At 40.9% G+C, this 22,034-nt stretch carries 19 protein-coding genes and 1 pseudogene; 19 read left to right on the top strand and 1 reads right to left on the bottom strand.

All coding sequences use genetic code 11. The features are described 5' to 3' along the window. Positions 1-41 precede the first annotated feature (41 nt). From V1500_RS12625 to V1500_RS12570, 12 genes and pseudogenes are all read left to right on the top strand, one after another. Positions 42-989 (top strand): NAD(P)H-dependent flavin oxidoreductase, encoded by a 948-nt coding sequence (locus V1500_RS12625; protein ID WP_409305856.1) that lies wholly within the window; start codon positions 42-44, stop codon positions 987-989. Between the two features lie 202 nt (positions 990-1,191). Continuing rightward, entirely contained in the window at positions 1,192-2,199 is a 1,008-nt protein-coding gene (locus V1500_RS12620) for an ABC transporter substrate binding protein (protein WP_409305975.1), read from the top strand. Positions 2,200-2,217: 18 nt separating this feature from the next. Continuing rightward, positions 2,218-3,267 carry an ABC transporter permease gene (locus V1500_RS12615; protein WP_409305855.1) on the top strand — a complete coding sequence of 350 codons (1,050 nt, stop codon included), beginning with the start codon at positions 2,218-2,220 and terminating at the stop codon, positions 3,265-3,267. Next, the gene (locus tag V1500_RS12610; RefSeq protein ID WP_409305854.1) at positions 3,245-4,042 is read left to right on the top strand and encodes an ABC transporter ATP-binding protein; all 798 of its coding nucleotides are present in this window, start codon (positions 3,245-3,247) and stop codon (positions 4,040-4,042) included. The genes V1500_RS12615 and V1500_RS12610 overlap by 23 nt, the downstream gene beginning before the upstream one ends. A gap of 164 nt (positions 4,043-4,206) precedes the next feature. Then, positions 4,207-4,599 (top strand): thioesterase family protein, encoded by a 393-nt coding sequence (locus V1500_RS12605; protein WP_409305853.1) that lies wholly within the window; start codon positions 4,207-4,209, stop codon positions 4,597-4,599. A 64-nt stretch (positions 4,600-4,663) separates the two neighbouring features. Next, positions 4,664-5,327 (top strand): annotated as a pseudogene (locus tag V1500_RS12600) (hypothetical protein). A 20-nt stretch (positions 5,328-5,347) separates the two neighbouring features. Continuing rightward, positions 5,348-6,418 carry a pyruvate dehydrogenase (acetyl-transferring) E1 component subunit alpha gene (pdhA, locus tag V1500_RS12595; RefSeq protein ID WP_409305852.1) on the top strand — a complete coding sequence of 357 codons (1,071 nt, stop codon included), beginning with the start codon at positions 5,348-5,350 and terminating at the stop codon, positions 6,416-6,418. Between the two features lie 35 nt (positions 6,419-6,453). Beyond that, on the top strand, positions 6,454-7,416 hold the full coding sequence (locus V1500_RS12590; protein ID WP_409305974.1) for an alpha-ketoacid dehydrogenase subunit beta: 963 nt from the start codon (positions 6,454-6,456) through the stop codon (positions 7,414-7,416). 46 nt (positions 7,417-7,462) lie between these two features. Next, positions 7,463-8,680, top strand: a complete 1,218-nt coding sequence (locus V1500_RS12585; protein WP_409305851.1) for a dihydrolipoamide acetyltransferase family protein — start codon at positions 7,463-7,465, stop codon at positions 8,678-8,680. Beyond that, positions 8,680-10,107 (top strand): dihydrolipoyl dehydrogenase family protein, encoded by a 1,428-nt coding sequence (locus V1500_RS12580; protein ID WP_409305850.1) that lies wholly within the window; start codon positions 8,680-8,682, stop codon positions 10,105-10,107. Before V1500_RS12585 ends, V1500_RS12580 begins: the two co-directional genes overlap by 1 nt. A 192-nt stretch (positions 10,108-10,299) precedes the next feature. Continuing rightward, complete coding sequence (locus tag V1500_RS12575; RefSeq protein ID WP_409305849.1) at positions 10,300-11,058, top strand: exodeoxyribonuclease III; 759 nt, start codon at positions 10,300-10,302, stop codon at positions 11,056-11,058. 70 nt (positions 11,059-11,128) lie between these two features. Next, complete coding sequence (locus tag V1500_RS12570; protein ID WP_409305848.1) at positions 11,129-11,527, top strand: cytosolic protein; 399 nt, start codon at positions 11,129-11,131, stop codon at positions 11,525-11,527. A gap of 85 nt (positions 11,528-11,612) precedes the next feature. Here V1500_RS12570 and V1500_RS12565 read toward each other — a convergent pair whose 3' ends face one another. After that, on the bottom strand, positions 11,613-13,433 hold the full coding sequence (locus V1500_RS12565) for an LTA synthase family protein (protein WP_409305847.1): 1,821 nt from the start codon (positions 13,431-13,433) through the stop codon (positions 11,613-11,615). 214 nt (positions 13,434-13,647) lie between these two features. Between V1500_RS12565 and V1500_RS12560 the strand changes: the two genes are divergently transcribed. The 7 genes from V1500_RS12560 to V1500_RS12530 all read left to right on the top strand — a co-directional run bounded on the left by V1500_RS12560 (position 13,648) and on the right by V1500_RS12530 (position 21,917). Next, entirely contained in the window at positions 13,648-15,030 is a 1,383-nt protein-coding gene (locus V1500_RS12560) for a glycosyltransferase family 2 protein (protein WP_409305846.1), read from the top strand. 254 nt (positions 15,031-15,284) lie between these two features. Continuing rightward, entirely contained in the window at positions 15,285-16,094 is an 810-nt protein-coding gene (locus tag V1500_RS12555) for an Fpg/Nei family DNA glycosylase (RefSeq protein ID WP_409305845.1), read from the top strand. Between the two features lie 50 nt (positions 16,095-16,144). Next, complete coding sequence (locus V1500_RS12550; RefSeq protein WP_409305844.1) at positions 16,145-16,981, top strand: deoxyribonuclease IV; 837 nt, start codon at positions 16,145-16,147, stop codon at positions 16,979-16,981. Between the two features lie 503 nt (positions 16,982-17,484). Then, positions 17,485-18,933 carry a GntP family permease gene (locus V1500_RS12545; RefSeq protein WP_409305843.1) on the top strand — a complete coding sequence of 483 codons (1,449 nt, stop codon included), beginning with the start codon at positions 17,485-17,487 and terminating at the stop codon, positions 18,931-18,933. A 41-nt stretch (positions 18,934-18,974) separates the two neighbouring features. Next, entirely contained in the window at positions 18,975-19,751 is a 777-nt protein-coding gene (locus tag V1500_RS12540; RefSeq protein WP_409305973.1) for a 3-hydroxybutyrate dehydrogenase, read from the top strand. 89 nt (positions 19,752-19,840) lie between these two features. Then, complete coding sequence (locus V1500_RS12535) at positions 19,841-21,250, top strand: sigma-54 interaction domain-containing protein (RefSeq protein WP_409305842.1); 1,410 nt, start codon at positions 19,841-19,843, stop codon at positions 21,248-21,250. Positions 21,251-21,431: 181 nt separating this feature from the next. Continuing rightward, on the top strand, positions 21,432-21,917 hold the full coding sequence (locus tag V1500_RS12530) for a spore coat protein (RefSeq protein ID WP_409305972.1): 486 nt from the start codon (positions 21,432-21,434) through the stop codon (positions 21,915-21,917). Positions 21,918-22,034 lie beyond the last annotated feature (117 nt).

Raw genomic sequence — 22,034 nt, 5'->3', positions numbered from 1 at the left:
GTTAACACAAAAATTATATCATAATAAGGGGAGATTACTAGATGAATAGAATATGTCAAATGTTAAATCTGCAACTCCCTGTTATCCAGGGTGGCATGGGCAATATAAGCCATCCCCAGTTAACAGCCGCTGTTTCAAATGCAGGTGCACTTGGGACCATTGGTGCTGGTACTATGTCTCCTGCTGAAATTGAAGAAAAGATTATTAAAACAAAGGAGCTTACATCAAAACCATTTGCTTTGAATATAGCAATTACGGTCTCACCGTACACAAAAGAGCTTGTTGAATTAGCCATAAAACACGATATTTCTGCGGTAACATTTTCTGCTGGCAATCCCGCGCCGTATGTGCCATTGCTGCATGCAAAAGGAATAAAGGTCATGGCGGTGGTAGGATCTGTAAAACATGCATTAAAAGCAGAGGCAGCTAGCGTTGATATCATCATTGGTGAAGGATATGAAGCGGCTGGCATCAATTCTCCCCTGGAAACTACTACATTGACCTTAATTCCACAGTTGGTAGATACTGTTCAAGTACCTGTTATTGCGGCAGGCGGAATAGCAGACGGGAGAGGCCTTGCAGCCATGCTGGCCCTGGGGGCGGAAGGAGTTCAGATGGGAACCCGTTTTATAGCAACGAAAGAAGCTCCTTACTCAGAAAAATATAAACAAAGAATAATAGATGCAGGCGACGGCGATACAATAATCGTAGGCAGAACTGTTCAGCGTATACGAAGAGTACTGAAAAATCCGTATACAGCTCATATATTGCAAACAGAAGCAAAAGGGCTCACTCCTGCCGAATACGATCAATTGACTGATGAATCACACCATATTATCGGAGCAGTACATGGCGATGAAGACAAAGGCTTTTGGAACAGCGGTCAAATTTCCGGGCTAATTAAAGAGATTCCGACTGTCAGTGAATTAATACAAAGCATGAAAACAGAAATGAAACTTGCAATTGAACGATTAAATCATTACAGTTAAAAGACTTATTTTAATATTCGGAAAATTATTGACCTATAATTATACTGAATGATACTATTGCGTTACACAAATAAAATGCTTATTTCTACAACATTCTTTGTGTAATTTGATTATTTCTTCATAAAAAATACATACAAGCTGGAAGGGGAGCAAGAAATTCGGGAGTGCAAAAAATAAATGACAGGGGGATTTTGATATGAAAATGAAGAAAAGAATATTATTCAGCATGCTTCTTGCAACAGGGATCATTATTTCAGGCTGTGCAAAATCTGAGGACGCCGGTAGTGATTCCTCCGATGGAAGCGGCAGTGAAAAAGAGGGAAGTAAAACATACACAATTGGGGTCACCCAAATTGTGGAACATCCTTCCCTTAATGAAGCCTACAAAGGGTTTCAGGCTGCACTAGAAGAAAAAGGAGTAAAGGTAGAATTTTCGGTAAAAAATGCCCAAGGAGACCCTAATACCAATACTACTATAGCTCAAGGATTTGCAAATGATAAGGTTGATTTAATATTTGCCAATTCAACGCCGAGTGCCCAGGCAGCACTAAGTGCCACAAAGGACATTCCGATTGTATTCACTTCTGTAACAGATGCTGTTGGAGCGGGGCTTGTAAAAAGCTTGGATGAACCAGGCGAAAATATCACAGGAACTATTGATACCCATCCTGAAGGCATCCCTAATACAATAAAGTTTATCAAAGAACAATTGGGCGGTAAAAATGTAGGCTTCATTTATAATTCCGGAGAACAAAACTCTGTCGTGCAAATTGAAACAGCAAAAAAAGAACTCGAAAAATTAGGTATGAAAGCGGTAACCGCATCGGTGTCCACTTCTGCAGAGGTTAAACAAGCTGCTGAATCATTGGTAGGCAAAATTGATGCATTTTACGTCATGACCGACAACACAGTAGTATCTGCCCTTTCATCCGTAATCTCCGTTGCAAACGAAAAGGATATCCCGCTGTTTGCAGGTGAGCATGATTCGGTTAAAGCCGGTGCTTTTGCAGGTTACGGAGTAAGTTATTATGATATTGGCTTTACCGCTGGTAATATGGCTGCCCAAATCCTCGAAGGTGAGAAAAAGCCTTCTGAACTTCCGGTTCAGCCTCCAAAGGAAAGCAAATTGGGAATAAATAAAAAAGCAGCAAGCGAGATGGGAATAGAATTAAAGCCGGAATGGGACAGCATGGCTGAATATATCGAATAACTGTTAGGAGAGACGGAAATGTTTTCAGCAATCTTTTCGGCAACAGAGGCGGGGGTCATTTATGCCATCATGGCTTTGGGTGTTTATCTTTCTTTCAGGATTCTTGACTTCCCTGATTTGACAGTAGACGGAAGCTTTGTCACTGGAGCTGCAGTTTCAGCGTCAATGATTGTTTTGGGGTATAATCCTGTTCTGGCAACAGGGGCAGCTATAATAGCCGGATTCCTGGCCGGGTGCACAACTGGGCTTTTACATACAAAGGGAAAGATAAATTCTTTACTATCTGGAATACTAATGATGATTGCACTATATTCCATAAATCTGAGAATAATGGGTATAACCTCCGAAACTGCAATCGGAGTACCTAATATACCTCTATTAAATACAGAAACTATCTTTACACATGTAGGCGAATATGCAAAAGAAATCGGTTTGGATAGACCGCTGAATTCTATTTTAGGCATGGTGGGTTTAGCCGACAGCCTTCCTCCTACCTGGGGGATACTGATCTTTATGCTCATTGTCACATTTTTTATCAAATGGCTCACGGATCGTTTCTTAAAAACGGAAATCGGCCTCGCGCTAAGGGCGACTGGAGACAATCAGCGTATGATACGAAGCTTTTCTGCAAACACGGATTCATTAATCGTTCTAGGGCTCGGCATATCCAACGCATTGGTAGCTTTGGCTGGTGCCTTGATTGCACAATATGCAAAGTTTTCCGATGTCGGAATGGGAATTGGAATGATTATCATAGGACTGGCCTCGGTCATCATTGGGGAAGCCATATTTGGCACAAAAACGATAGCAAGAACTACCCTTGCGGTAATTGGAGGGGCAATCATTTATAGAATTGTTGTCACACTCGCACTAAGGGTCGAATTTTTGGATACAGGAGACTTAAAATTCATAACTGCAGTAATCGTAATCTTCTCACTGATCCTGCCAAAACTTGTAGATAAACAAAAGAGCAAAAAACGCAAGGCTAAACGGTATGCCCAATTATCAGCGGGCCATTCCGGAACTGGGAAGGGGGACCCAACCATTGCTGCATCTGAAACAGATTAACAAAATATTCAATGAAGGGACCCTTGATGAAAAAATTGCATTAAAAAACATTAACCTCACATTGAGCAAAGGTGATTTCATAACAATCATAGGGAGCAATGGCGCAGGAAAATCTACTGTGATGAACGTCATTTCTGGAGTGATATCCCCTGATACAGGTTCGGTCGGCATTTCCGGCAAAGACATAACCGGTATGCCTGAGTATAAACGTTCTAAATATATAGGGAGAGTATTTCAGGATCCTATGGCGGGAACTGCACCCAATATGACGATTGAGGAAAATTTAGCAATGGCGTACAGCCGAAACAAGAAGAGATCTCTGGGCCTCGGAGTTACCAAAAGTCGGCGACAACTGTTTAAAGATTCATTAGCATCCCTGAACCTTGGCCTCGAAAACCGTCTAAATGCAAAAGTCGGGCTTTTATCCGGAGGGGAAAGGCAGGCATTGTCACTATTAATGGCAACCTTTACGGAACCTGATATTTTATTGCTCGATGAACATACAGCTGCACTGGATCCTTCGAGGGCTGAACTTATTACAAAGCTAACCAGGGAAATTGTCGAACGAACCCATTTAACAACTCTTATGGTCACGCACAATATGCAGCAAGCCTTAGACCTTGGAAACCGTCTTATAATGATGGACAAAGGCCAAATTATTCTTGAAGTAAACGATGAAGAAAAAGAGAACTTAACCATCGAAAAATTGATGAAGGAATTTCAGAGGATTCGCGGAGAGCAAATGACGAACGACAGGGCATTGCTGAACGCATAAAAGGAGAAGGGACACCCTTCTCTTTTTTATGCGCATTATTGAAGTATTTGCTTAAAAGTTGCCAAATCAATAAATCTCAATCACTTGACGTTTATATGACGAAATAATACAATAACGTTATAATAACGTTATAATGAGTTCGATTTATTGTAGGAGGTTAGAGCTTGAAGGAAGGCATAAAAGAAGGACAAAAGGCTTTTTTTGAATGTCTTGTTACTCCTCATATGTTTGCACAATTTGAAGGTAACTTGATACATCCTGCTTATTCTACCGCCACAATGGTTTACCACATGGAATACACCTCAAGGAAATTAATATTGCCCTATTTAGATGAAGATGAAGAAGGAATGGGAGCTTCGGTAAATATAAGGCATTTGGCTCCTGCAGCAGAAAACAACAAAATCCAATTTATCGCTATAATCTCCAGGCTGGATAAAAATATCGTTTACTCAGAAGTAGAGGCAAGGAATGAGAAAGGCATGATTGGTACAGGGACGGTTGTACAAATTATTCTGCCTAAAAAAGAGATTGCTAGAAGGCTGGAAGATAGCCGATAAAACGCAAGATATAAATGTAAGCGTTTACTTATTTAAGAGAAGTGGATACAATGACATTTTCACTATGATTCATGAGCATGAGCATGTTGTACTATGTAATGGATCCGGCTACAGGCTTGAAGCCTTTATGCAGTACATAACAGCTCCTGGCCGGATGCCGCGCTCCCATATCCATCCGTCGAACATGCCATGGAAGGCGTTCTCCGCCTATCAAAGGGGATGACTTATAAATGTCCAGCAGCCAATTTGGATTTTCCGAGGCGGGAAATCTGTAATACTATTGAATTCTCTAAAAGAAAAAAGCCCGGGGTTTTTCGGGTCTGTTGAGGCGGATGAGTTCGTGCCTTTTGCTGTGGGAGGGGTGATAAATGATGATTCCATTCATTCCCTCAAAATAAAGGCTGTTACAGGATCTGCCAACAACGAGCTAAAAGAGGCAGTGCATGCAGATGTTTTAAACAATAAGGGCATCTTGTATGCACCCGATTATATTGTCAATTCAGGAGGGATGATCCAGGTCGCCGATGAACTTTACGGCACCAATCAGGAAAAGGTATTGGCTCAAACCAAATCAATATATGATTCACTTATGGAAATATAAAATCATTCAAAGTATAAGTACCGCATTAGCAGCGGATTTATATTGTGACAGAAACATAGAGTATGAAAGAAAAAGGAGCAGGTCCTTCAGCCATTTTAAAAAGCCAAAATGGAATATAAATATGTAGACTCTAAGAGGGGGTTTAGCATGGAAACCCATTTTCCAATGATTCGCATTATGGATGAAGAAGGCAGAGTAACAGATGAAGAATATAAAGACAACATTTCTGAAGATTTCGTAAAAAATCTGTATACCCAATTAATTCTTGTCCGGACATTTGACAGAAAAGCAATCAGCCTGCAGCGTCAAGGACGGCTAGGTACTTATGCTCCATTCGAAGGACAGGAAGCTGCTCAAGTCGGCAGTGCCATGGCCCTTAATGAACATGACTGGATGTTCCCCACTTATCGTGATCACGCTGCGTCCATTACATTCGGACATTCATTGCCACATGTTTTTCTTTATTGGCAAGGGAGGGCAGAGGGTTGTGCCTCCCCTTCCGGCAAACGTATTTTTCCACCAGCTGTGCCAATTGCTACACAGCTTCCCCATGCCACTGGAGCAGCCATGGCAGAAAAAAAGAAAGGCACTAGTAATGCCGTTATCGTATATTTTGGAGACGGCGCAACCTCAGAAGGAGATTTTCATGAGGGACTAAATTTCGCGAGTGTTTTTAAAGCCCCGGTTGTCTTCTTTAATCAAAATAATCAATTTGCCATTTCTTTGCCTGTTCACAAACAAATGAATTCAACAACAATCGCTCAAAAAGCAATTTCCTATGAAATCCCCGGACTAAGAATTGATGGGAATGATATTTTTGCGGTTTATTTTCATACAAAAAAAGCCCTGGAACGTGCGAGAAACGGAAAAGGACCTACTCTGATCGAAGCTGTGACCTGGAGATATGGAGCCCACACGACTGCAGATGATCCCAAGAAATATCGAAATCAGAAAGACAGTATAGAAAAGAGAGAAAGGAACGACCCTTTACTTAGACTTAAAAGGTATATGGTACGGGAAGGAATATGGGATGAAGCCTGGAAAGATAATGTGGTGGAGCAAGCATCACACACCATAGAAAAGGCTGTCAATGAAATGGAGGCATTTCCTTCACCAGATGTGAATGACTTATTCGACCATGTTTTTGAAACGCCAACCTGGACGATCAAGGAACAAAAGGATTCATATTTTCAGTATTTGAGAGGTGACGCTGAGTGACATTGGAAACTGGAGTGGAAAAAGTCAAATTGACGATGGTCCAAGCGGTCACAGACGGACTGAGAACCATGCTTAGGGAGAAACATAACATAATTATTCTTGGAGAGGATATTGGAGTTAACGGAGGTGTTTTCAGGGCCACTGAGGGATTGCTGGAGGAGTTTGGAGAAGACCGTGTCATAGACACACCTTTAAGCGAAGCTGGAATTGTCGGAGTTTCAATAGGGATGGCAATAAATGGAATGCTTCCTATTGCGGAAATACAGTTCCTGGGATTTATTTATCCCGCATTCGAACAAATTATAACGCACGCCACGCGCATAAGGATGCGCACGATGGGAAAGTTTTCTGTCCCATTGGTAATACGGGCGCCATATGGTGCCGGAATAAGAGCCCCCGAAATACACTCCGACAGTGTGGAAGCCCTATTCACTCATATGCCGGGGATAAAAGTTGTCTGCCCTTCCAATCCATTCGATGCAAAAGGCTTGTTAATTGCAAGCATTGAAGATCCCGACCCTGTACTATTCTTAGAACCGCTTCGCCTGTACCGTTCCGGGCGTGCCGCCGTCCCTGTTCAAAAGTACATTATTGAAATAGGCAAGGCTAAAGTTTCCAGGGAGGGGACCGATATCAGCTTATTTGCCTGGGGTGCCATGCTACCTTTATCCATGAAGGCTGCCGACGAAATTAGTACAGCAGGAATCAGCTGCGAGGTCATTGATCTCCGTACATTATATCCGCTAGATAAAGATGCTATTTCAGAATCTGTGCAAAAGACAGGCAGGGCCGTCATTGTACAGGAAGCACATGCAACAGGAGGAGTCGGCAATGACGTATTATCTATTATTAACGATACTTCTTTTCTTTATTTAAAGGCACCAATCGAAAGAGTAACCGGGTTTGACGTTCCTGTTCCCATGTATGCACTTGAAGATCATTACTTGCCTAGTGTAAACCGAATTAAAAAAGCAATTGAGAAAGTTCTGCATTTTTAACTTTTGTCCATAGCTGATTATGGGCTGGAAAGCTGGTGAAAAAGTGTTGGAAGTGAAACTCCATGATATCGGGGAAGGAATGACAGAGGCGGAAATTCTGAATTATTTTGTAAAAAAAGGGGATCAGGTCCTGGTTGATCAACCGCTGGTAGAAATTCGGACAGACAAAATGACGGCCGAACTTCCTTCACCTGGAAAAGGAGTAGTGAGGGATATATTAATAGATTGTGGCTCCACCGTCACAGTCGGAACCACACTTTTAGTCATTGAAAACAGTGATGTTGTTACCACTAATAATTCAGATTTCAAAAATGGACTCCAAAAAGAGAATTTGGAACAAACCTCCTCTGAAACCTTCCGTATTCTTGCTGCACCGTACACGAGAAAAATAGCTAGAGAAAATGGAATTAACATTGAACTTGTAAAAGGTACCGGACCTGCGGGACGGATATTGGATGAAGATGTATACCGTTATATAGAGCAACAGAAATCTTTGCCTATTACAGTCGAGCAGATTCAAAATGCAACTCATAATGAATCCCCAACAGTGGTACAACAAGTAGGACCTTTACATCAAATAAATACCATTCCCTTTAATGGCCGCCGCAAGCAAATTGCTAAAAAAATGGTACAGTCAATGTTCACTATTCCCCATGTAACCCACTTCGAAGAAATCGATATGACCAACCTATTGTCTATAAAAAATAATTTCAAACACTTGGAGAGAGAAATTTCTGTTCCTGCATTTTTCGTAAAAGCTTTAACAATCGCTCTCCATGATTACCCGATCTTTAACGCCCGACTAGATGAGACAAATGAAACCGTCCATTTGTATAGGAATATCCATATCGGCTTGGCAACAGATACTCAGGAGGGTTTAATTGTACCAGTGTTACGCAATGCAGAGTCGAAAACTATAGGGGAAATCCATAATGAAGTTAGAAAGCTTACCAAAAAGGCGCAGGAAAATAATTTAGGAACCAAAGATATAACGGGCAGCACTTTTACAATCAGTAATGTAGGTCCTTTAGGCAGTACGGGGGCAACTCCAATTATTAATTATCCTGAAACTGGCTTGATGGCTTTTCATGCAACTAAGGAAAAGCCCGCTGTGTATAAAGGGGAAATTGCCATTCGATCTTTAATGAATATTTCGATGTCATTTGATCATCGTGTCGCAGATGGAGGTACAGCCGTGGCCTTTACCAACCGTTTTAAGTCCCTCATTGAGAATCCTACTTTATTGTTATTGGAGCTGGTTTAATGGTGGTCGGAGAAATAGCCCTTGAAAGGGATTTAATTATAATAGGGGGGGGCCCCGGAGGATATACCGCTGCCATTCGTGCAGCCCAGCTCGGTAAAGAAGTCACCATTATTGAGAAGGAAGAACTTGGGGGAATATGTTTGAACAGGGGTTGTATCCCATCAAAGATTGTTTCATATATCTCTGCCAAGCTTCAAGACTATAAACAAGCCTCTGTATTTGGATTTGAACTTGGCGATATTGGCTTTGATTATAAAAAGGCAAATTTATATAAATATACCGTGATTGATAATCTCCACAAAGGGATAAAAGCCCTGTGCAGACAAAACAAAATTGAAATACTCAAAGGGACGGCTTCATTTCTTGCAAATGGCCGGATTGGAGTAGAAGATGGAGATGATTGTGCGGTATATACCTTTAACTCTGCCATTATAGCGACCGGAGGTTCTCTAAAACCCAAGGTACATGTAGATAGGAGTCTTGTTTTGGATGCAGCTGCGCTATATGAACTGGAAGACATTCCGGATTCTCTTATTATTCATGGTTCAGACTATATTTCGATTGAGGCCGCATTCAGCTTTAAGGCGCTTGGGTCCGAGGTCCATCTTGTCATCGATAAAGAAGAGTTTCCAGGATTGGATATTTCCATTAACAAAGAACTATTCCGCCAGTTAAAGAAACAGAATATAAAAATCTATAAAAATATGAATTTGCATGATGTTATAAAAAAAGGGCAAGTCATATCTGCTCTGTTCCATTCAAAGAATGACAACAGGATTACACTGGAAGCTTCATATATATTTTGTCAGTCAGTCAGCGAGCCCAATTTAACAAATATTGGTGTCGACAGATTGGGAATTACACTCGATGGGGATGGATATATAAAGGTTAACAGCCAGTGCAAGACATCTTTAGAAAATGTATGGGCAGTAGGAGATGTTACAGGTACGCCTCAACTTGCTGCCAAAGCTATAAGGCAAGGAAAAGTTGCCGCCGAGTCCATTTGCGGAATAGCCGCGGAGTATAGTGGTGCATTGTTGCCTATTGTAATCCACTCTATCCCGCCCATAGCATACGCTGGATTAACAGAGGATAAAGCCAAATCGGCAGGATATGAAATCAAAACAGGCGGCCTAAATATAGGTTCAAATGGCTATGCTTCATTGACAGGACAAAAAGATGGCATTTTTAAAGTTATTTCTGACAAACATACCGATCTCATTCTTGGCATCCACCTTTATGGACGGAATGCGATAGAACTTATAAGCACTGGGATATTAGCAATGGAGATGGCGGGAAGGGAGGAAGATCTGAAATTCCCCATCTACCCTCATCCCACCATTAACGAAAGTCTGATGGAGGCAGTGGAGGCACTTGTCTCACAGGCCATTCACCAGCCTAAAACTAAAACAGCTGTGCAAAAGTAACCAAAAATATTTAAAGCATGCGGGCACAAAGTATTTTACCTGTTTTTCGTCTTTCTTTGATTCAAGATTTTTTAGAACATTGAATTTTTCTTCCTTGTCTGACCCTTTCATGTGCAAGAATGCTGCCTTAATGGTATATTAATAGAGTTTAAGTGTCGAATATAAAAAGGAAGCAAGGAGAATACAAACTACATGAGGTTGGTTTCTTGGAATGTAAATGGCCTTAGAGCTTGTGTGGGAAAAGGATTTTTAGACTACTTCAAGGAAGTGGACGCTGATATTTTCTGCATTCAGGAATCCAAATTACAGGCTGGCCAGATTGATTTAGATTTAGAAGGATATCATCAATACTGGAATTATGCACAACGAAAAGGGTATTCCGGAACTGCAGTTTTTTCAAAAGAAGAGCCCTTGTCTGTCAGCTATGGGGTTGGCAGGGAAAATGATGAAGCAGAAGGAAGGATCATCACCCTTGAATACGAGAAATTTTATCTGGTTAACGTGTATACCCCTAACTCTAAAAGAGATTTATCCAGGCTTGAATACCGATTAAGCTGGGAAGAAGAAATTAGAGAACATCTCGTCGAACTTGATGCTGAAAAGCCGGTTATTTATTGTGGTGACCTGAATGTTGCTCATAATGAAATAGACCTAAAGAATCCAAAATCGAATATGAAAAATTCTGGGTTTACTCCTGAGGAACGTCAAAAGATGTCGACATTGCTAGAGTCGGGATTTATCGACACTTACCGTTATTTATATCCAACCCAAGAGGGAGTATATACATGGTGGTCTTACATGGCAAAGGTCCGGGAACGGAACATTGGATGGCGTATCGATTATTTTATTGCATCAGAAAAACTTGCACAGTCAATTGCCGACGCCCAAATTCACTGTGACATTATGGGCAGTGACCATTGTCCGGTACTTCTCGAATTGGATTTGGGCTGATTTCCTAATGGATGAATAGGGAATAGTAAAAAGGAGAAAACATTCCAGTCAATGACCAGGAGGTAAACACATGAATTCTTTTATTGTAAGTTTTCACCAGGAAGACAATGTCGATACGATGCAGGTCCAGAAACTAAACGAAGAGGAATTTAACAAAGCTGCGAGCGGAGGGACAAGGCGCTTATTCGAATTGGATACTAATATTGGCTTTTTTATCTTTCTTGATGCAGAGGACGAGGATGGAGTTATATCTTATTTAGTCCTGCAATATGAAGGCGATAATGAAGACGCAACAGCGTGTTATTCCTTTGAATTAAAGGATTTCTATGAATTTATGGCTCTATTTATGCAGGATGTATACTTCCAGGATGAGTCAGAAACAGAAGAGGGCGACGAGTACAGTCCTATTCAGCACCTTGGACATTTATTGTATCATATAGCTTCAGAAGGAAATGACCTAAAAGCCTAAACAGCACTTACCGCCGGTACAGAATGATCATCCGGCGGTATTTCTATGTTCTTAACACAAAAGCCCATGCATGCCAGAGCGCTAGCTAGTTAAGCGACCTTACGTAATTGTCCGACATTTCGAGCTTCTTTAGGAGATAATCCAACTCTTTTAAAGAATGTTGGTTTGCCTGCCTCGTCTTTCTTCCGTTTATAAATGTCATAATCCCCTCATTCTTTTTCGTTCCTGGTGTGAAACTATAGGACTTGTTTATAAATGTCCCGGTGGGCGCATAAAAACGTATTCCAACTAAATTGTCATGAGAATTGATTAAGTCCGTGCCGAATATTACTTCCTTTTCGGTTTTTAAGTTCATTAAATTTGCGATTGTTGGATATATATCAATCAGCCCCCCAACCATATCCACCTGTTCTCCTCCAGTTACGCCCGGGACTTTCATCATCAGAGGAACATTAAGATGATCCAAAACAGAATGATAATCCTTACCCAGCACCTCCTGAACAAGATCTTGATCTCGCTGGTCTTTCATTTGAACTCCTTGGTGATCTCCATACACAACAATTAAAGTGTTATCATATAGTCCGGCTTCTTTTAAATGGTCCAGAAACAATCCAAATGCGTAATCTGCATAACTAACAGCCTGAATGTAGTTACCAACAAATGAATCTCTGTAACGCTCAGGCAGGTCAATAGTGTGTATCTTTTTTGAATCTGGAAGATGGTATGGAAAGTGGCTGGACATTGCTATAACATGAGCATAAAATTTTTGTCCAGAATTCCGATACTGCGATAATTTATCCACGGTTTTTCTGTAGAGTACTTCATCAGATGGTCCATAGGATATAGGGTCTTGTTTGCCAAAATAAGCTTTATCAAAATACTCTTCAAAGCCAACAGAAGAATATAGTTCTTTTCGATTCCAAAAAGATACGTTGTTGGTATGAAACGTGGCACTATGGTATCCGGCTTTCTTCAGGACTCTTGGAAGACTCGGGATATAATCAGCTTTTGCAGCCGTGGACATTGCTATATCCCCCAGTGGATAAATGGATGTGTTCACAATAAATTCTGCATCAGAGGTATTTCCTTTGCCAACCTGAGTGAAAATCCTTGGGAAATACATAGCTTCCTGTAAAAAGCGATTAAGATTTGGAGTTATTTCTTCATTTCTCACCTTTCCTTTTATTAAGAAATTTTGTACTGATTCCAATTGTACTATAATGATATTCTTATCATTAGCTATGCCTTTTAGTTTCCTGTCTTTATTCAGTAAAGCACCTTGTTTTCTATGTATCTCTTGGGCATTGATCACTGCTCCATCCTGGAGCATGCGGCTGGCCGAACTCGCTGCATGTATTAGCTGATAACCCGCAAAGCCTAAATGGTCATATTTGTTGATTTCACTTATTGTATTGGAAGAACGTGCTATGCCGGACACCACAAATAATAAAGGTAAACTTAATATCCATAATGATCGCTCGCGACTTAATCGGAATTCAAACTTCAAGAAAAATCCCTGGTATTTCTTCCAAAATGCCAGAAGTATCAAATCAGAAAAAAACCATAAATAAGTTCCTTTAAATAACGCAGAGATACTGTCCTTAATTGTTCCCACCTGGTCCATTTCTGCCAAAGCTGTATATGTAATGATAGCGTTATAATAGTCGAAATACATGATAGCGATTATTGAGAGCAGTGAATATATGAAATTTAACAAAAGAAAGGACATAAAAGAGAACTTAAAGGACATCAGGGCTATGAAAAAACATAACAATATTATAAATGAACTCTCTGTTAACACCCCCCCGATGGAGATATGATCCATAATCATATATTTAACCCAGACCGTTTTAACGAATATCGACAAGAGGGTTAAAACGGCTATTGAAGGAATTTTCTTTTTCATGACAAGCACCTCAACAATTTTTTGAATAAAAGGTAGATAAAGACTGATATCTTATGCTCTAATCAGTATTCCTATATACTTCGGCTCCAAACCCTGCAAAAGTGATCGAGTATACATCCGTTTTTATACAGTAGAGGAATTATTCAGGTATTCACCATTGTTTTTTCGGAAATATTAGAACTAATTTCTATACTAATATTTGAGGGTGGGTCTGATGTTCCGTTTATTGCTTTTTCTGTCTGTTATTGTAACGTTTGCCTTAGGGATATTGACACAGGGATGGAAGGACGCATTTGAGGTGGGAATATATATATTTCTTCTGGCTGTACAGGGTGTAGCACTTTTTTTCGTAGGATATCAGACTATTATTAGCTATTCCGGATTGAGGAAATTCCAAAGGACGATTGTGAAAGATCCCGCAAACAAATTTGCCATTTTAGTGGCGGCTCATAATGAAGAGGAAGTAATCGGACAAATTTGTAAAAATCTCAAGGATCTTGATTATCCTAAGGATCTTTTTGAGGTATATGTCATTTGCGATAATTGCAGTGACTCGACCGCCGATGCAGTACGTAAGGCCGATACGATTGCAAGGGAAAGAAACGATGTTACCAGGAAGGGCAAGGGATTTGCCCTGGAATGGATGTTTGAGAGGCTGTGGGAGCTTGAGGAAGAAGGAACCGTTTACGATGCAGTAGTGATGTTTGATGCGGACAATTTAGTTAGCAAGGATTTTTTAAGAATCGTCAATACCAAGCTAATGGAAGGACACGAAGTGGTACAGGGATATTTGGATTCCAAGAATCCTGATGATACCTGGGTGACTAAATCTTACTCCTTTGCCTATTGGTCGACCAATAGAATTTACCAGCTGGTACGTGAACATTTGGGTTTAACGGCGCAATTAGGCGGAACGGGTGTGACCGTCACCACCAAAGTATTAAAAGAAATAGGCTGGGGAGCAACATCCCTTACCGAAGACCTGGAATTTACCCAGCGTTATATTTTGAAGACAGGAAAGCGGGTTGCCTGGGCTCATGACGCGAAATTATATGATGAGAAGCCATTGGGCTTCATGCAATCTTTCCGCCAGCGAATCCGGTGGATGCAGGGACATTTTGACTGCATGACAAGGTACGCCCTCCCTTTGTTAAAAGAGGGGATAAAACAGCGAAAAGGGATGTTCATCGATTCCGCAATTTATTTGGTTATGCCTTCGAGGTCAATCTTGGCAGGAATTTTGTTAATTTTCTCCTTATTATCCTATACCGGAGTTTACGATGTGAATGGGTTTCTAGGAGATATGATTAACCGTTCCCTTTTATTGGACGCATGGATCTATATGTTGTTTATTTTGTGTTATGTTTCTTTACCGGTCATTGCCATGATTCTTGAACAAAGGGGAAGGAAACTGCATTGGTTTGTCATTTCATATGTATTTGGGATTTCGTGGATTCCTGTAACGATCCTTGGTTTCTTCAAAAAAAATCAAAGAGAGTGGAGTCATACAAAGCATACCAGGGCTGTTTCCATTGAGGATTTGGAGTTTGAAGAAGGAGAAGAAAAATTGTTTGTCCCGGAGCAGCCAATTAAATAAAAAAACTAAAACAGTGCTGAGTGAAATACAGCACTGTTTTTTGATATCTGTTGACCCGAGTTTATTAACAATCTTACCGCGGCAATATCCACTGATTTCAGCATCCTTTTATCCCTAAAGGGAGTTCGTGCTTTTGCTGAATTTTTAACGTATAGTGCCGCTTACTTAAAGCGGGCCTGTCAATAGGCGAAGGGTAGTAATCCGTTCATGTTTGGATATGCTAATCATTAAAATCTTCTGCGGGAGGGATAGCTATGCCAGAGCTTCCTGAGATGGAGAATTACAAAAACCTGCTTACAGATTTGATTGTGAGCAGGACTATTACTGGTGTACAGATAAATCGTGAAAAATCAATAAATGTTCCTCCCATTAGCTTCAAGGGAATGGTCGAGCAACAAATGATCACCGATATAAGCAGGAGGGCAAAGCATTTAATTTTTCATTTACAAAATGGCAATGCCCTGCTTTTGCACTTAATGTTGGGAGGGTGGATATATTTTGGCACGGACCAGGACAAGCCGGACCGGACTGTACAGGTACAACTTGATTTTGGCCATCAATCGCTGTACTTCATCGGTTTAAGACTGGGTTATTTAGATATTCATGATTCTTTAAGCCTCCAATCAAAGCTTTCAGACCTTGGGCCTGAGCCATTGGACAACAGCTTTACCGAGGAAGTCTTTAGGGGGCTGGTAAAACGGAAGAGAGGGATAATCAAAACTTCGCTTGTTGATCAACATTTCATAGCTGGGATTGGAAATTGTTATGCGGACGAAATAAGCTATCATGCTAGAATCCTTCCTGCAAGAAGCATAAACAGTCTTTCTGATACTGAAGTCAGCCAGTTGTATCATTCCATTAGGTTTATTTTATCCGATTCAGCTAATATAGGAGGCTATATGGAAAATCCGTTATTTAAGGGTGATAGTAAGACTGGCAAGTACGATGACTTATGCAAGGTATATGATAGAGAGGGTGAACCGTGTGAGAGATGTGGTTCTAACATCATATTGAAAAAATTATCATCGCGCAAAGTGTTTTTTTGCAACGGCTGCCAACGGTAAAGCTTGTCCTCGATTTACGTGAACCATGAACTACGGAACGGATGATAGATATGAAATTTGGGTGTCATGTCAGTATCAAAAACGGATATTTAGGAGCAGCAAGGCATGCGTTTTCCATTAAAGCTTCGGCTTTTCAATACTTCCCAAAAAACCCCAGGAGTCTTTCGGTTAAGGAATATGATCTCGACGATGCAAGAGCATGCAGGGAGTTCTGCCTCCAGCATAAAATTATAACAGTTGCACATACGCCATACCCTACGAATATTACACCGGCCGACGATAAAAAGGAGGCTGTCATTGCCTCATTAAGTAATGATTTAGAAATTGCCGAAAGTTGCGGCTCAGCAGGGATAGTGGTCCACTTTGGCAGCCAGGTCAGCACCACCGATCCATTGGCCAGTTACCGCCTAATGATTGAGATGTTAAATGCTGTACTGGCACGCTGGGACGGTGCGTGCAAAATCTTGCTCGAAAACAATGCAGGTGTTCCTGGGCATATTGGCACAACTCTCGAAGAACTGGTTCAAGTACGAAACCTTTGCCAATTTCCAGAGAAAATAGGATTCTGCCTTGATACTTGCCATGCCTTTGCAAGCGGTCTGTGGGATGGTGAAAACTGGGCTGCACTGGAAGAACAGGGTATGAAATTAGGTTATTTTAGCCATTTATATGCCATTCATTTTAATAATTCAAAATATCCTTCTGGCCAGGGTAAAGATCGCCATGCCAACATCTTTAAAGGAGGCCATATTACAGAGGATCAATTTGAACGGTTACTCCATTCAGAAATTCTTCAGGATAAACCATTTATATTGGAGACGCCATCAAAGGAGGGTATTAGCCATAAACAGGAAATTGACGAATTAATTAAAAAGTGGGGGAAATAAATCAAATTCAAAAACTTTAAAAATCTGACGAAACCGGCATCCGAGTCCTCAAAAATGCAGGGGGGCTTGATGTTTGAAGAATCACATTAATTGGTTTAGGCGGAGTCCTCTTTTGTCTAGGAAACCGACTCCAAAAACCTGTCGCGTTGCCTTCGAAAAAACCTAGGACTAAATTAAATCTTAGAACTAATGATTATTTATATGCTCAAGACAGCAAGTGCTGTCTTTTTTTATTCCGATAATTCGGAAAAATTCCGGATATCCGGAAAATTTACCAGATATTTTCCGAAATGGCGGAATTACAAAAGATTCACATCTACTATACAAAAATATACAACTCTCTTTGTCACAGTAAATTCACAATTCAAAGATAGTTCTATTAAATATTTTTATTTAAATTCAATTTGGCATGAAACTTGCCTATATATTAATTGAATATTTTTTTCGGAGGTGAAATTTTGTAAACGCTTTCTTAACGCCATACCAAATGAAGGAGGATGTATATGGATTTAATTATTATTTTACTGTCTTTAGGGCTATTGATGTTTGTAGCATATCGCGGCTTTTCAGTCATTTTATTTGCACCAATCTGTGCCCTGCTGGCTGTTCTATTGACCGAGCCTTCCTACGTATTGCCTTTCTTTTCTAATATATTCATGGAAAAGATGGTCGGCTTTATCAAATCATATTTCGCAGTCTTTTTATTGGGAGCAATATTTGGCAAGGTTGTAGAAATGTCAGGGCTTGCAGAGTCTATTGCTAAAACAATCGTAAAATTCATTGGCGCCAAGAGGGCTATTCTCGCAATAGTTTTGCTTGGAGCTATCTTGACTTACAGCGGAGTAAGCTTATTCGTTGCGGTATTCGCGATTTATCCATTTGCAGCCCATTTATTCCGTGAAGCCAACATCCCAAAACGATTGATTCCCGGTACGATTGCACTTGGTGCTTTCACCTTTACAATGGATGCTTTCCCTGGTACTCCGCAAATACAAAATGTAATTCCGACCACATTCTTTAAAACAGATATTTATGCAGCTCCAATTTTAGGCTTGCTAGGCGGATTATTCGTCTTGGCTGTTGGTTTACTATATTTAGAATCACGCCGAAAAAAAGCAGAAAAAGCTGGCGAAGGCTACTATGGCTTTGACAACGGTGAAACTGCAGCTTCTATTGATACTACTGCCAGAAAGATGGATGCAGAGGAAACGGTTCCTGATTTTAATTCCAGCACTTTTCCGGCAAGGCAGGTACTTGCATTTGTACCGCTTATCCTGGTAGGTGTCATGAATAAATTATTTGTTACCTATATTCCAAAGTGGTATCCAAATGGTTTTGACTTTAACGCAATTGGGTTAAACGCGTTTGGGGTTGTGGATATAGCAGCTGTTTCAGCTATATGGGCGGTAGAAATGGCACTTATTGTCGGTATTGTTGCCACTATCTTATATGACTGGAAACGAGTTACATCTAAATTTAAAGAAGGTATTAATGCAAGCATAGGGGGGTCCTTGCTCGCCACAATGAATACGGCTGCTGAATATGGGTTTGGCGGTGTAATTGCCGCTCTTCCAGGATTTGCTCTAATTCGGGATGGCATAGCAAACACTTTTACAAACCCGCTGGTCAATGGAGCTGTAACTACAACAACCTTAGCAGGTATTACAGGTTCAGCATCAGGCGGGATGGGAATTGCACTTTCCGCCATGGCAGAGACTTACAACAAAGCAATTGCTGCAGCCCATATACCTCCAGAAGTAATGCACCGGGTCATCTCTATGGCATCAGGCGGTATGGATACACTGCCGCATAACGGAGCTGTCATTACGCTTCTTGCTGTAACCGGACTAACCCACAAACAGTCGTATAAGGATATTTTTGCTGTAACAGTTATTAAAACATTGGCTGTATTCTTTATTATTGCCATTTATTCAGCCTTTGGTATCTATTAATTCTTCAAGATGAAAATATAGGGGGCATTTATATGGGCAGTTTGCTGGAAGGAAAGATAGCATTTATTACAGGGGCGGCAAGCGGGATCGGACTTGAAATCGCGAAAAGCTTCGCCGCGGAAGGAGCTAAAGTAGTAATCTCTGACCGGGATATTGAAAAAGGTGAAGAGGCAGTATATCAGCTTAAACAAGAGGGGTTCGAAGCTATGTCAGCTCCTTGCGATGTTTCAAATGAATCGGCATTTACCGATGCGATTGAGAAGGTCGTAAAGACTTATGGAAGTATTGATATCCTGGTGAATAATGCTGGATTGCAATATGTTTCACCAATAGAGGATTTCCCTACCGAACGATTCGAAAAGATGATCAAGATTATGCTGACAGCTCCTTTTATCGGTATAAAGCATGTGTTCCCGTTCATGAAGCGACAGGGGTTCGGTCGGATTATCAATATGGCTTCCATTAATGGACTGATAGGATTTGCCGGAAAAGCAGCATATAACAGTGCAAAACACGGTGTCATCGGGCTTACAAAGGTAGCAGCCCTTGAAGGGGCCGCTCATGGAATAACTGTAAATGCAATTTGTCCTGGTTATGTCGATACTCCCCTTGTGCAGAATCAGTTGAAGGATCTTGCAAAGACCAGAGATGTTTCTTTGGATTCAGTAATGGAAGAAGTAATATTCCCGCTTGTCCCTCAAAAAAGGCTACTTGCGGTTTCGGAGATTGCAGATTATGCTGTATTTCTAGCAAGTGACAAAGCTAGGGGGATCACCGGGCAGGCAGTGGTTCTTGACGGAGGCTATACAGCTCAATAGCAGCTTTCATTCTTTTATTTATGATTGCAAACCTTCCACCCATATTTGTTATAATTAATAGCAAAATAGATTTATAGGAGAGAAGGAATATGAATCCTGGATTTTGTCAGCTTCCATTTGAATGGCTGGGTGAAATTATCAATCTGGCAGCAGAGCGTATTGTTGTTGTCGATCAAGATGGCATTATCAAATACATCAATGATGCATATTGTGATTTTATTGGCACTACAATTGAAAACGCTATCAATAAACCGGTCCAGGACGTAATTGAAAATTCCAGGATGCATATCGTGGCAAAAACTGGCCAGCCTGAACTAGCTGCAGTCCAATCTATCAATGGCAGTGAAATGATTGCAAACCGGCATCCATTGTTTGTAGGTGGTGATCTGGTCGGTGCGGTGGGCACTGTTATGTTTGGCAATCCCCAGGAGTGGTGGGCATATTCCAGCAAGATCCAATCCTTGCTTGACGAGCTGAAATATTATAAAACAAAATATGAAAAAGAACTGAGAAGCAAATATAAATTTGATGATTTAATCGGAATCAGTCCGGAGTTTACAGCTTTGAAAAAATTGGCTGAAAGGGTATCCGGAAGCCAATCGGCAGTATTGATAAACGGGGAGTCCGGAACAGGGAAGGAGCTTTTTGCACACTCCATTCATGGTAAAAGCTCGCGTTCCATTTTTCCATTCGTTCCGATCAATTGTGCATCCATTCCCGAGCATTTGCTTGAGTCTGAATTATTCGGATATGAGGAAGGAGCCTTTACAGGAGCTAAACGAGGCGGCAAAAAAGGCAAATTTGAAACTGCACATTATGGCACCATTTTTTTGGATGAAATAGGAGATATGCCGTTATCCATGCAGAGCAAACTCTTGCGTGTGCTCCAGGAAAAGGAAATACAGAAGGTAGGAGGACAAAAGACTATTTCAGTCGACGTCAGAATTATTGCAGCTACCAACCGGGACCTTGAAAAAATGGTATCTGAAGGCAGGTTCCGCCAGGATTTGTATTACCGATTAAATGTAATCAAGCTGGACATCCCGCCATTAAGGGAAAGGGGAGAAGATATTGTACTCATTGCGTCCAGCCTTATAAGGAAGCTCGAAAAAAAGTTTCATCGAGAAGGAATATTGCTGTCCGGTCATGTAATCCAAAAACTGAAAAACTATAGCTGGCCCGGAAATATTAGAGAACTGGAAAACGTTTTGGAGCGTGCGATAAACGTACTGGATGGAAGAATTATCGAGGCAAAGCATTTACCGCTATACCTGCGGGACCAGGAATTGGACGGCGGTCCAGCTTCTAACCAATTGTCGGAACAAGATTTCCTGGATGACGGTCCTTCCCTTTCATTAAAGGAAAATGCAGAAATTGCTGAGAAACGGGCAATCAAAAAGGCATTGAACTTAGCAGGAGGCAACAAACAAAAAGCTGCCAAATTATTAGAAGTAAGTAAGACCACATTGTATGATAAATGCAGGCAGTATGGGATTTAAACTTTGTAACAGAGGAGCCAGTATCATATTCTGGCTCCTTCTTTATGTGCTTACAATGCGCGCTTAGAAGCAACACCAGCCTTTTACCGAGATTAATATAACTTAGACAGCACCCAACCGGCAAAGACTGAATATAGTATAAAGAATTTCAACTTTCAGGAGGTACCATACATTGGTTTATATGGATCAGAGGGAGCACAGGTTAGCATGGCACGAAACACTGGAAATTCATGAACTGGTAGCCTTTCAATCGACAGGATTAATAAAGCTGAAAAAACATATTCACAAAATCACTGACCCGGAACTTCGGTCACTTCATGCGATGGCAATCCAGGCATTAGAAAAAAACATCCAGGAGCTTGTTCAGTTCTACCCGGCAGCACCAATGTACAGGGAAGTGGAAGCTAGGGCTGATAATAGCTTTTATGCAAGCGATCTTCTCGGACTCGCTAAAATGACAGTGCGGAATTACGCGACTGCTGTGACAGAGGCAGCTACACCACAAGTAAGGACAGTTCTTTCAAGACATCTGCAAACTGCGATACAGCTGCATGGGCAGGCTTTTTATTACACCTATAAAAGAGGCCTTTATCCCGCTTATGACCTGCCGCGTTTGTTAGAAAATGATGTGTTGCTCGCACAGAAGGCATTAAGGATGGATTATTGACATTCAAATCCTTTTTCAGCAGGTTTAGGGATATGAAAAGGCAGCTAATTTGGCTGCCTTTTCTGAATTCTAAAAAAGAGATGGTCATTATTCCCTATTCTGCTTCCATAGAATGTA

The sequence above is a fragment of the Peribacillus sedimenti genome (assembly GCF_046237635.1).
GTDB lineage: Bacteria > Bacillota > Bacilli > Bacillales > DSM-1321 > Peribacillus > Peribacillus sedimenti.
Note: the sequence above shows the minus strand (reverse complement) of the source record. Positions and strands in the feature narration are given on the sequence as shown.